This is a genomic window from Kitasatospora sp. NPDC127035 (assembly GCF_042726075.1).
Taxonomy (GTDB): Bacteria; Actinomycetota; Actinomycetes; order Streptomycetales; family Streptomycetaceae; genus Kitasatospora.
In genome coordinates, this window is the sequence record NZ_JBHXDN010000123.1 from 1 (window position 1) to 11467 (window position 11467).

The window sequence follows — 11467 nt, forward strand, 5'->3', positions numbered from 1 at the left end:
GAGCTGGACGAGCTCGGCCGCCCTGCCGGGACCCTCGATCGGACCGGCGGCGGTGTTGCCGGCCCAGTCCCACAGGAAGACGTCGTGCTCACCGCTGGCCCACGGTTGGGAGGACCAGCGATGGACGCCGGCCAGGATCAAAACTCTCATCGGGCGGATGCTCCACGTGACATACACCGTGGAGGGGACCTGGGCCCTGCTCAAGCGCCACGGCTGGTCATGGCAGCCGCCCACCCGTCGTGCAGCAGAACGCGACGAAGCGGCAGTCGAGTTGTGGACGAGGGAGGTGTGGCCCGCGGAAGAAGCGCCGCGGCGGCTCGGGGAGCCCGGCTGGTCTTCGAGGACGAAGCCGGACAGAACCTGAGACCGCCGCGCGCCAAGACCTAGGGCGGTGTGGGCCAGACCCCGTGGTCCACGTCCGCGGCAGGGAGTCCGGACGAGTGTCGATAGCAGGGATGGCCTGCTACAAGCAGGGCGAGCGGTCCCGACTGATCTACGGCTTCCGTGTCCACCGGGGCCGCAAGGGTGAGCCGAAGGCCTCTACAGTCCTGGACTACCAGGACCTGATCGTGCAAGCTCGAATCCGGCTCGGCGGCCCGATCGTGCTGGTCCGGGACAACTTGTCAGTCCATCTGCTGCCGCAGATGAAGGAGTTCATCGCTGCGAACAGCGACTGGCTCACCGTCTTCCAACTTTCGTCGTACGCACCGGACCTCAACCCGCAGGAGGGTATCTGGGCGCTGATGAAGCGAGGAGTCGGCACCTTCGCCTTCATCAACGTCGACCACCTGGCCAAGACAGTCGAACGACGCCTCAGGAAGATCCAGTCCCGCCCTCACCCGATCGACGGCTGCCTCCGCGAGACCGGGCTGATCATGGACGGCTGACCACGACCAGGCCCGACACCACGCTTTCAAGCTCAGCAGCGGAGTGAGGACACCGGCTGGCCCGGTGGTCCCCACACCGTCGGGACCACGACAGTCATGCAGTACACGGCTGATACACACCCGCGCGTCAACGGAAGCCCCGCTACGCGCAGGCTGAAGTGCCGGTCGCGGAGTCTGTAGGCACACCTGGTGGCCACTACCACCGGGGTTCTTCGTCCCTTTGGCTCCGGGAGGCCGCTGTCGTGTCTGTGCCCACGCAACCTGAAGTCCGAGACCCGCGCACCACCGCCGGTCGGCTCCCTCTGAGGCGCCGTGGGGCGATGTGGGCCTTGGCCGTCGTCATACTCGTCGGTGTCGGCGCCGGGGGCGGCACGCTGGTCCCTCGGCAGGGCGGCGGTGCCGGACAGGTCAACGACAGCCGATCGGGCCGGGCGCTGGTGCTACCAGTGTCGGACGCAATCACCGCTCTCGGCCTCCCGTGGCCGCAGGAGGGGCAGTCGGCCGTCGCGGCGGCGAAGGTCGGCGTACTCGCCGTCAGAGGGGGGCAGCAGCCGGTGCCGATAGCGAGCGTGACCAAGGTGATGACGGCGTACGTCGTTCTCCGGGACCATCCGCTCAAGGACGGCGAGGACGGGCCGACGATCACGGTCGACGCGCAGGCCGCCGCCGAGGCGGGTTCGGCGGACGAGTCGACCGCTCCCGTCACTGCTGGGCAGCGCCTGACCCAGCGCAAGCTGCTGGAGGTGATGCTGCTGCCCTCCGCCAACAACGTGGCGCGGCTGCTGGCCCGGTGGGACGCGGGCAGTGAGGAGGCGTTCGTGTCCCGGATGAACGCGGAGGCCGCCCGGCTGGGGATGACAGGCACCACCTACACCGGGGCCAGCGGCCTGGAGGCGACGACCGTGTCCACCGCCGCCGACCAGCTGAAACTAGCCCGTGAGGCGATGAAGGAGCCGGCGCTGCGGGCCACGGTGGCCCTGCGCAACACCACGCTGCCGGGCCGGGCCGAGCCGCTGCACAACACCAATCGGCTGCTCGACCTGCCCGGGGTGGTGGGTCTGAAGACCGGTTCGACCACCTCGGCGGGCGGGAACCTGATGTGGGCGCTGGAGGTCGCCGACGCCGAGAGCGGCTCGGGGCGCCGGCTCGTCTACGGTGTGGTGCTCGGCCAGCGGGCCGGCGCCGCTCCCGCGGACGGCATGCGGGCGGCTCTGGAGAGCAGTGGCCGGCTCGTGGACGCCCTGCGGCGGAAACTGCCCGGCGTCCTGCCGACGCTCGACGGCGGCCAGCGGGAGTGGGCGTGAGCACGCGCACCGGCACGGTTCCGGCGACGACGCCTCCGGCAACGGTTGTCACGGTCCCGGCCCACGGGTCGGGCGACGGCGACGGGCCGCGCCGCCGGACGGTTCGTAGCCGTCTTCCTCACCGCCCAACCCGTCGGGCCGTGGGGCGGCGCGGGCGGCTGATCGCGGGGGCCGCCGCTGTGCTCGCCGCCCTGACGGGGCTGAACCCCTGGCTGCCGAACGGCCCGGTCAACCTCGCCAGCCTCTGGCAGACCGTGCTGCCCTGGTCGGGCCTGGGCATCATGGTGCTACTCCTCCTGGCGGCACTACGACGCTCCGCCGCGGCCGCGGTGGCCACGCTGCTGCCCGCCCTCGTCTGGAGCGTCCTGTTCGCACCGGCTCTTCTCGACAAGCGCACGGGCGGCGGGGACTTCACGATCGTCAGCCACAACGTCAACGAGGACAATCCCGACCCCGCCCGGACGGCGCGTGCCCTGGCCGTGTCGGGAGCCGACGTCGTGGCGGTGGAGGAACTGGCGAGCCGCGCGCAGGAGGCCTACCGGCGCGAGCTGGCCACCGCCTACCCCTACTCCCAGGTGCGCGGGGGCATCGGGCTGTGGAGCAAGTACCCGCTGCAGGGCGTGGAGCCGGTGGAGATCATGCCGTGGACCCGGGCCCTGCGCGCGACCGTCCAAACGCCCAAGGGCCCCGTCGCCCTCTACACGGCCCATCTCGCCTCGGTCCGGGTGCGCTTGGACGCGGGATTCACCACCGCCGGCCGCAACGACGCGGCCGCCAAGCTCGCTGCGGCCGTCCGGAGCGAGCCGCTCGCGAGGGTCGTCGTCCTGGGCGACTTCAACGGTTCCTTCGGCGACTCCGCGCTGCGCACGCTCACCGGGCAGCTGCGCTCGGCCCAGCAGGAGGCCGGGGACGGTTTCGGCTTCACCTGGCCCGCGCCGTTCCCGGTGGTGCGCATCGACCAGATCCTGGTGAAGGGCATCACCGCGCGGTCCGCGTGGACGCTGCCCGACACCGGCAGCGACCACCTCCCGGTCGCGGCGTCCCTGCAGCTGTGACCGCTTCCGCCCGCCCGCACCCGCCCGCACCCGTCCGCACCCGCCGGGGCGGCGACCCGCGCACCGCTGCCCCGGCGGCCGCGAACGCTCCCCGACGTGTTGGAATGGGCACCCCACCCCCAGGCGACGACATCGGAGAGCTCTTGCCCGCCACCCGAGTACCCCACGCGGTCAACGTGCTGCTCGTCGAGGACGACGCGATCATCCGCCGCTCGGTCCAAATGGCCCTGGAACGCTACGGGTACCAGGTCGACGTCACCGGCGACGGGCTCGACGGCCTGGACGCCGTCCGGGCCGGCGAGCACGACGTCCTGATCTTGGACGTGATGCTGCCCGGCCTCGACGGCATCAGCCTGTGCCGACGCGTCCGTGAGCAGACCCTCACCCCCATCCTGATGATGTCCGCCCGCGGCGACGCCCTCGACGTCGTGGCCGGCTTGGAGGCCGGCGCCGACGACTACGTCGTCAAGCCCGTCGACATCCCCGTGCTCGTAGCCCGCATCCGCTCCCTGCTGCGCCGCGCCACCTTCCACGACCGAGCCGCCGCGCAGCCCGCACGGGAGGAGCAGCCCGCGCCGGGCGAGCCGCACAGCCGGCCCCCGCGCTCCCCCGCCGGGCCAGTGCCGGACCTGCTCACCTTCGGTGCCCTCACCATCGACCTCCGCGGCCTGGACGTGTGTGTGGACGGCCGGGCCGTCCCCCTCACTCCCACCGAGCTCCGCCTGCTGCTGGTCTTCGCGGAGAACCCCGGCACGGTCCTGGACCGCCGCCGCCTGCTGCGCGAGGTGTGGGACTACGGCTGGGAGGGCGACACCCGAGTCGTCGACCTGTGCGTGGTGCGGCTGCGGAAGAAGATCGGCGCCGAGCGCATCGAAACCGTCCGGGGCTTCGGCTACAAGCTCGTACGGAGCTGACGCGATGACCGCACGAGGCGTCGGCCCGCGCCTGCTGGACCCGCGCTCCCTCCGCTGGAAGATCACCGCCCTGGTCGCGCTCGCCTGCGGTGCGATCGCCGTGGTGATCGGCGTGCTCGTCCACCGAGCGACCGCGGAGCGGGGCGACCGGACAGGGCGCGACCTGGCGATCGCCCGGCTGGGCTCCGCGGAGCAGGAGTTCTCCCGTACCGGCCGCCGCCCCGACTACGCCTCCCTCCAGCCCAGGGACAGCCTGCCCGGGCCGCTGGCCCAGGCGGTCCAGGACGCGCAGGTCCCCGGTGAGTACGCGCTGTGGTACGACGTCAAAGCACCGAACTGGTACTGGATGTGGGCGGCCGTCCCGGTCGGCGACGACCAGGTGCTCACCGTCCGTACCGACTTGAGCGCCACCGTGCGCAGCCTCCAGCTGCTGGACCGCAGCATCGTCAAGGCCGCCCTCGCGGCCCTCGCCGTCGTCGTACCCGTCACCGCGCTGGCGGCGGAGCAGATGAACCGGCGCCTGCGCCACACCTCCCGGACCGCCCGCCGGATCGCAGACGGCGATCTCGACGCCCGCATCGGCCGCCGGGGCCGCGCCCGCGACGAGATCACCGAGATGTCCACTGCCGTGGACGAGATGGCCGCGACGCTGCAAGGGCGGCTCGCCGCGGAGAAGCGCTTCACTGCCGACGTCGCGCACGAACTTCGTACCCCGCTGATGGGCCTGGTCACCGCCGCCGGCTTGCTGCCCGAGGACGATGAGGCCACTGACCTGGTGCGTACCCAGGTCCGCGCCCTGCGCGGCCTGGTGGAGGACCTGTTGGAGGTCTCCCGTCTCGACGCCGGTGCCGAGAGCGCCCGCCTCGACGAGGTACCTCTGGGAGATCTCATCGACGAGGTGAGCAGGAAGGACGACGGCGCTGTCCGGCTCCGGCTGACGACACCCGCCACCGTCCGCACCGACCCGCGCCGCGTGGAGCGGATCATCACCAACCTCATCGCCAACGCCCATCGGCACGGCGCCGCCCCCGTCGAGGTCATCGTCGCCGGCAGCCGGATCACCGTGCGCGACCACGGACCCGGTTTCCCGGACACCCTCCTCGCCGATGGGCCGCAGCGCTTCCGCACCGGGGCCGCGGAACGCGGCCACGGCCACGGCCTCGGCCTCACCATCGCCACCGGCCAGGCCGCAGTCCTCAACGCCCGTCTGACCTTCGCGAACGCCCCAGAGGGCGGAGCCGTCGCCACCCTCGACCTCCCCGCCTGACCGTCCGTCGCGGTGCGCACGAGGTGGCCGGCTGCTGCGGCTGACAGCTGAAACCCACCGTCCTGGTGCCGAAGCTCCCCAGCCCAGGTCGCGGGGGGTGCTGAAGCTCCCACCGCAGGTCGGCCGCCGGCAGTGGGGAGCAGCGGGTCAGCGGCGCCACCGAGACCGAGCGGGCTTCACCTCAGCTGCGGCAGCGGCAGCGGCGGCGGCTTGGGCTCGGGCGTGCTCCCGCTCGGCCCGCTCACGGGCCCGTTGGCCGACGCCGGCCTGGCGACACCCGGCGCAGAGACCGTCGTCCCGATGCCGGCCGGCCGCGGAGGACCGCCGCAGCCGACGGCGACGAGGAGACGGCTGTCGGGTAGGCGGGGGGCAGGTAACACGGTGCAGGTTCCAGGCAGCCGTGAGCTCGTGCGCGCGCCGCTCGGCCGTCTCCCTTGCTCACCGACAAGGGACTCCGGGGCTATCCAGGCAGATCCTTCGCCGGCGCCCGGTTGATGACGGGCTGCCGGCCTGGGATGTAGGAGGGGATCGGCTTGTAGTCGAACCGCTCGTACAGTGCGAGCGCTGCCAGGTTTCGGCTGCCGGTCTCCAGGACGGCACGCACCGCGCCGTGCTGGTGGGCCACTGGTTCGAGGAAACGGAGGATCTGACTGCCGAGGGACACGCCACGAGCTTCCGGTGTCACGTACATGCGCCTGATCTCAGCGGTTCCGGGCGTCGTCATGTGCCAGCCCCCGCAGCCGAGTGCTTGAGGGTGGTCCTTGAGATGTGCGACGACGAAGCGGCCGTGCGGCGCGTTGAAGTGTTCGGGCGGTGTGTCGAGCGGGTCGTCGGCGAAGCCGTAGGTTGCGAGCTGTTCGGGGCGTTCCAGGCGGTCGCTGTCGCCAGGATGTCGGCCAGGGCACACATCAGAACGGTGCGGCGGTTCTTCGGGAGCGCCTCACCAGGGCCTTGGTCTGTCCGGAAGGCCCTGGTGAGGCGCTCGTCGCATCGGTGCGCGCCGGGTGAGAACGTCGTCGGTCAGGGCGGTGACGCCGAGGACCTCCAGGGCGTCACCGACACCGCCGGGGTCGGCACTCGTTTTGGCGGGCCCCAGACGGTCACGACGTCCTTCCGCGCCTCGGCCGCCCTTCCTCAGGTGCCCTGCTTCGGGCCTCGGGCATCGAGCGCCGGCGGTGTCCCCCTCGGGCCTCAGGTATCGGAGCGCAGGCCTCGGGGCGTCGCGTTGTAGGAGGCGGCGATCGCGGCGGCGCGGTCGCGCAGGCGGTCGCGCAGCCATTGCGGGGCCAGGGCCTCCGCGTCGGTGGCGAGCTGCCAGAGCGCCCATTCGGCGTGCCGGGGGTCCTGGAAGGTCGCTTCGAGCCGCAGCCAGCCGTCCGGGCCCTCGACTTCTCCGGCGTGGACGGTCAACGCGGTGCCCCCCAGCTCGTCCCGCCGCGCCGGGTCCACCCGGAGCAGCACGGTGACCTGGTCCCCGCCGGTGCGGAACCGGATGCTGCGTTCCTCCCACGCTCGGCCCAGGTCGATCCGGTCCGGCCGCTGGGCCGGTTCGGCGAGCTCCTCGGCGGCCACGATCCGGGACAGCCGGTAGGTGCGGTCCTCGCCTGACCTCGCGGCCAGCAGGTAGCCCTGGTCGCGGACGGTGACCAGCCCGATCGGGTCCACCGTGCGCCATTCCGGGGCCTGGTCCACCGCCGCGTAGTGGATGCGCAGCTTCTGTCCGGCGAGCACCGCGCGCCGGACCTCGGCCATGACGGCGTCGGGCACCTCCTCGGCGTTCCGTCGACGCGCGAGGAGGTCGGTGTCGGGATCGACGAGCAGTCTCCGCACGGAGCCTGCCGCGGTCGCCCGGGAGTTCTCGGGCAGGGCGTCGACCACCTTGCGCATGGCGGAGGCGAGCGCCGCGCCGAGGCCGAACGCCTGGGTGCCGCGCCGCGATCCGGCAACCAGCAGGGCCAGTGCCTCGTCATGGCTGAGTCCGGTGAGCTCGGTCTGGAATCCGGGCAGCAGGGCGAACCCGCCGTGGCGGCCGCGTTCGGCGTAGACCGGGACGCCGGCGACGGACAGCGCCTCGATGTCGCGCAGGACGGTGCGGGTGGACACCTCCAGCTCGGCGGCCAGGGTGGCGGCCGACATCCGGCCGTGCTGCCGGAGCAGCAGGACCAGTGACACCAGGCGGTCGGCGCGCATGGGGAAACCCTACGGGAATACACGACAGAGGACGTCGTGATTTGTTGGGAGGCTTGCCGGCAGGACGAACAAGCCCTGCCGCATTCGAGAGGTGATCCCCTTGGCGCACGCCATCGTCAATCCGGACGGTCTGCACGACCCGGTTCCGTTCGGCTACAGCCACACCGCCGCCGTCCCCGCGGGCACGGAACTGGTGTTTGTCGCCGGCCAGTACGGATCGGGGCCGGACGGCGCGGTCGTGTCGGCCGACTTCGCCGAGCAGGTGAAGCGGGCGTTCCACAACATCGGCGTCGCCCTCGCTGCCCATGGGCTCGACCTCGGCCACGTCGTCCAGCTCAGGACGTACGTGGTGGACCACGACCTCGGCAAGCTCGGGCCGATCGCCGCTGCCGTGCGGGAGGGCTGGGGTTCGAAGCCGCCCACGCAGACCCTCGTCGGCGTCGCGAGCCTGGCCTCGCCCGACGTGCTGTTCGAGGTCGAGGCGCTCGCCGCCCGGCCCTGAACCGCTGAGAGGGCGGAGCCGGGGCCGGATTGCCGGTGCCCGGCCGGGTACGGCCCGAGGCCGCGGTGTTGCCATCTGGTGTTGCCGGCCCGGCAACGGAGGCGCAACACCAGGCACCTCCTTCATCCTGTGATGCACCGTCAGGCCGATCCGACTGGCGGGCAGGTCGTGGCGGCGAGTGCTTCCACGGATCGAGGAGGTTGATGGTGCGGCATGCGCTGCTGTCGCCGAGGGCGGCCCTGGTGCTGCTGGTCGGCGTGCTCACGGGTATCGGCGCTGGGGTTCTGAGCGCCGCTGGGGGCACGCACCTGGCCCAGTGTGTCCTTTTCGGCGTCGGCGCGTTCGGTGCGAGCGTGTCGTTCGTGAACCAGCTCGTCGCCGAGCCCCGGGAGGACCCTGCGGACAAGGAGACGGCCTGACGTGAAGGCTGCGGCCCGGGTGCCTTGGATTCCCGGGCCGCAGCCGACCCGATACTGCAAGGATGGTGGCGCCGTGGAGGCCTACGAGACACCGGGGGGTGGGCGGGTGGGAGACCTGCGAGCGCTGAGCCCCGACCTGAACAGCGAATGCCGGGCGTTCGCCGAGGCCCTGCGCAGCCTGTTCACGGGCCTGCGGCCCACGGCGTCCGTGCGCCGCTACGGCGCGCGCCGGCACCTGAGCGCGGGAGCCGTCTCCCGCTACCTGTCCGGACAGCGGATCCCGCCCTGGCAGTTCGTCCAGGACCTGCTCGCCGACGTCGGCGCCGACCGCGGCAGCGTCGCGACTTCCGAGACGATCGACCTGCTGCGTTCGCTGCACGCGGCGGCCCAGCGCACCAGCGCCTCGGTCAGCCACGCCCTCCAGCAGCTCCAGTTCCAGCTGGCCGAGGCCGACCGGCTCTCCCGGCGCTCGACCGCCCACAGCGACATCCTCGGCGAGGCCCTGCTCGACAGGAACCAGCGCATCGCCGATCTGGCGCTGCGCCTCAACCAGCTGGAGAGCGACTGGGCCCGCGAACGGGCCCGGGGCGACGAACTGGTCCTCCACACCGGGGACCGCGAGGAACTGCTGCGCGAGCGCCGGCGCCTGGAGGCGGAAGTCGCGCGGCTGACGGCCGAGCTGGAGGAGTCCCATCGGCGCCGGCTCGCCGCGGAAGCACGCTGCGAGCTCCTGGAGCGCCAACTGGTCGTGGCCGAGCAGCAGGCCGGCGAGGAACCGCAGCACTCCAGGATGACCCGCCCCGCCCCTGCGGGCGCGGACAGCCCACGGGTCCTCATCGTCGACGACCAGCCCGCGAACCTGATCGCCCTGGAGGCGGTCCTGACCGCCGCCGACTGCCAGGTGCTGGCGGTGGCCTCCGGCACGGACGCACTGAGGGCGCTGCTCCAGCACGACGACGTCGCCGTGATCATCCTGGACGTGCAGATGCCCGGCATGGACGGCTACGAGACCGCAGCCCGCATCAAGCGCCGCGCCCAGACCCGCAACATCCCGATCATCTTCGTCACCGCGATCGGAGCGGACCCCGAGAGCCTGCTGCGCGGCTACGACGCCGGGGCCATCGACTTCATCGCCAAGCCGTTCGAGCCGTGGATGCTCTGCGCGAAGGTCAGTGTCCTGGCCGAGATGTACATGAACTACCGCGGCGCCCCGCGCCGCGAACCGCCCTCCCGGCCCACGGACGACAGCACCAGTTGGCTCCTGCCCACGCTCCCCCAGCACAGCCCGCTCCAGGCCGCCGATCAGGACGAGGCCCCTCATGGCTGACCGCTGCGGGCGGTGGGGTGCGCTGACGCGTGTCCCAGCGGTGGCCGCACGCACCGGTGGACCGGGGTAGTCGCCAACCCGGAACCGCACGGACCGGCACAGCGCCGGCAGGAGCGGACAGGAGCGCCCGGTCACGCGACTGCCGCAGCCCCCAGGCGAACCGTTCCACCGGGCCGGCCTGTGCGTCGACCAACCGCTCCGGCCTGCCCCGACGGGCCCTGCACCCCGTCGCCTCCGGCCTCGCGTCCACGCCGCCGCCCCTGGGCGGGCCCGTCCCGCCGCACACGCATCATTGTCCGGATTGAATGTCCTGCCCAGAGGGCCCTTTCGGACAATGCGCCGCCGCCACAGGGTTGTTGATGCACGGGGCGCCGCAGCGTGCTCCGCACACCGGGAGACGGACGAGCCGGGGACCTCACCGCGCAGCGGCAGGTCCGTGCAACGGCTCTGAAATATCGGCTCGCCCGTCGGGCGCCGGTTTGCCGGCTTCGACGCGAGGCCGGTTCTCCATTTGACATGTGCGCACAGTGCGTACGCTCGAACGAGGAAAGGGAATCTGATGCGTAAGCGAATCGCTCTCGCGGCGGCTGGGACTGCCATGATGTTCGCATCCACGGTGGGGGCGGCTTCGGCCGAAACCCTCGCCAACGTCAGCTCCGGAACCCCTGCGGTGATCCGGCCGATCACGGTGGACAGCCCGTCCGCGATCACCGCGTGGGACAACTGCCTGCACGGCCAGGCATGCGTGTTCCAGAACTCCAACGGCGGCGGCCTGCTGTGGGTGGTGCCCTGGGCCGGCTCCTTCAAGCTCGCCAACTACGACATGAACAACCGGATCAGCGCCCTCTGGAACCGAAGCGGCGGAACCCTGAGCCTGTATGACGGGGACAACTACAGCAACCTGCTGGGCCAGTACGGCGCCTACGGCCCGCCCATCAACGTCCCGACCGGGATCAACGACAGGGCAAGTTCCCTGACGGTCTACTAGAAGGACCGCTGCCGGCTGCCCTCCTCGGCACAGGGCCGGCGATCTTCACTGTCACCACCTCGGCCCGGCCCGCGGCGGGCCGGGCCGCGGCGGGCCGTTCTTTCACCCGGGCACTCGTATGCAGCACCGACACCGGAACTGTCCGCGCCGACCTCTGCCATGCCTTCCTCCCGAAGGTGCCTCCGCCCATGTCCTACCAGACTCACGACAACCTGGATCTCCCGTTCCCCTCGTCCGACACCCACAATGGTGAAGTCGGCTACTGGAACTGCCCGAATACCCCTTCAAGCGGTTGTGGCGCCGATCGTGGCAGCGTCAGTCGTCAACTGCGACGAGGAGAGGGAGCGTCGCTGCCGAGGACGTGGGCGAATCCGTAGGTGTCCGGGCCGAGCTGGCGCAGCACCACCGCGCCGAGCGCCTCCAGGAGCGCGGCGTCCGCCCGGGCCTCGTCATCGCCGGAGTCTCCGGCAGCCCCTGCGGCCGCATCGACACTCCGCCCCCCCCGGGCCGCACCACCGCCAGGCAGCCCACAGAGTGATCATCCCGAACCCGACCAACACCCCGCAGCGAAATGAGCAACAGAGTCCGCACGCGTCGCCGGGCCGGGCCCCGGT

The 11467-nt window shown here is 71.9% G+C and carries 13 protein-coding genes; 11 read left to right on the top strand and 2 right to left on the bottom strand.

Annotated features, from left to right (window positions below):
* The first annotated feature begins 157 nt into the window (after nt 1-157).
* The 6 genes from ACFWIC_RS40015 to ACFWIC_RS40040 all read left to right on the top strand — a co-directional run bounded on the left by ACFWIC_RS40015 (nt 158) and on the right by ACFWIC_RS40040 (nt 5427).
* Nucleotides 158-364, top strand: coding sequence for a winged helix-turn-helix domain-containing protein (locus ACFWIC_RS40015; RefSeq protein ID WP_380522027.1), 207 nt, complete (start codon nt 158-160; stop codon nt 362-364).
* A gap of 43 nt (nt 365-407) precedes the next feature.
* Nucleotides 408-887, top strand: coding sequence for a transposase (locus ACFWIC_RS40020; protein ID WP_380522029.1), 480 nt, complete (start codon nt 408-410; stop codon nt 885-887).
* Nucleotides 888-1333: 446 nt separating this feature from the next.
* Nucleotides 1334-2191 carry a D-alanyl-D-alanine carboxypeptidase family protein gene (locus tag ACFWIC_RS40025; RefSeq protein ID WP_380363826.1) on the top strand — a complete coding sequence of 286 codons (858 nt, stop codon included), beginning with the start codon at nt 1334-1336 and terminating at the stop codon, nt 2189-2191.
* A gap of 140 nt (nt 2192-2331) precedes the next feature.
* Nucleotides 2332-3246 carry an endonuclease/exonuclease/phosphatase family protein gene (locus tag ACFWIC_RS40030; RefSeq protein WP_380363824.1) on the top strand — a complete coding sequence of 305 codons (915 nt, stop codon included), beginning with the start codon at nt 2332-2334 and terminating at the stop codon, nt 3244-3246.
* Between the two features lie 104 nt (nt 3247-3350).
* Complete coding sequence (locus ACFWIC_RS40035; protein ID WP_380522031.1) at nt 3351-4160, top strand: response regulator transcription factor; 810 nt, start codon at nt 3351-3353, stop codon at nt 4158-4160.
* A 4-nt stretch (nt 4161-4164) separates the two neighbouring features.
* Entirely contained in the window at nt 4165-5427 is a 1263-nt protein-coding gene (locus ACFWIC_RS40040; protein ID WP_380363820.1) for a sensor histidine kinase, read from the top strand.
* Nucleotides 5428-5887: 460 nt separating this feature from the next.
* Here ACFWIC_RS40040 and ACFWIC_RS40045 read toward each other — a convergent pair whose 3' ends face one another.
* Entirely contained in the window at nt 5888-6334 is a 447-nt protein-coding gene (locus ACFWIC_RS40045) for a GNAT family N-acetyltransferase (RefSeq protein WP_380522033.1), read from the bottom strand.
* 284 nt (nt 6335-6618) lie between these two features.
* Entirely contained in the window at nt 6619-7617 is a 999-nt protein-coding gene (locus ACFWIC_RS40050; RefSeq protein ID WP_380522035.1) for a helix-turn-helix transcriptional regulator, read from the bottom strand.
* 100 nt (nt 7618-7717) lie between these two features.
* Here ACFWIC_RS40050 and ACFWIC_RS40055 point away from each other — a divergent pair, with 100 nt between their 5' ends.
* The 5 genes from ACFWIC_RS40055 to ACFWIC_RS40075 all read left to right on the top strand — a co-directional run bounded on the left by ACFWIC_RS40055 (nt 7718) and on the right by ACFWIC_RS40075 (nt 11391).
* Nucleotides 7718-8119, top strand: a complete 402-nt coding sequence (locus ACFWIC_RS40055; protein WP_380522037.1) for a RidA family protein — start codon at nt 7718-7720, stop codon at nt 8117-8119.
* Nucleotides 8120-8322: 203 nt separating this feature from the next.
* Nucleotides 8323-8538: a hypothetical protein gene (locus ACFWIC_RS40060; protein ID WP_380363812.1), complete on the top strand. Its 216-nt coding sequence runs from the start codon at nt 8323-8325 to the stop codon at nt 8536-8538.
* Between the two features lie 106 nt (nt 8539-8644).
* A complete protein-coding gene (locus tag ACFWIC_RS40065; RefSeq protein ID WP_380522039.1) occupies nt 8645-9865 on the top strand; it encodes a two-component system response regulator in 1221 nt (406 codons plus the stop codon).
* 559 nt (nt 9866-10424) lie between these two features.
* Nucleotides 10425-10853, top strand: coding sequence for a peptidase inhibitor family I36 protein (locus tag ACFWIC_RS40070; RefSeq protein WP_380522041.1), 429 nt, complete (start codon nt 10425-10427; stop codon nt 10851-10853).
* Nucleotides 10854-11214: 361 nt separating this feature from the next.
* Nucleotides 11215-11391, top strand: a complete 177-nt coding sequence (locus ACFWIC_RS40075; protein WP_380522043.1) for a hypothetical protein — start codon at nt 11215-11217, stop codon at nt 11389-11391.
* Nucleotides 11392-11467: the final 76 nt, after the last annotated feature.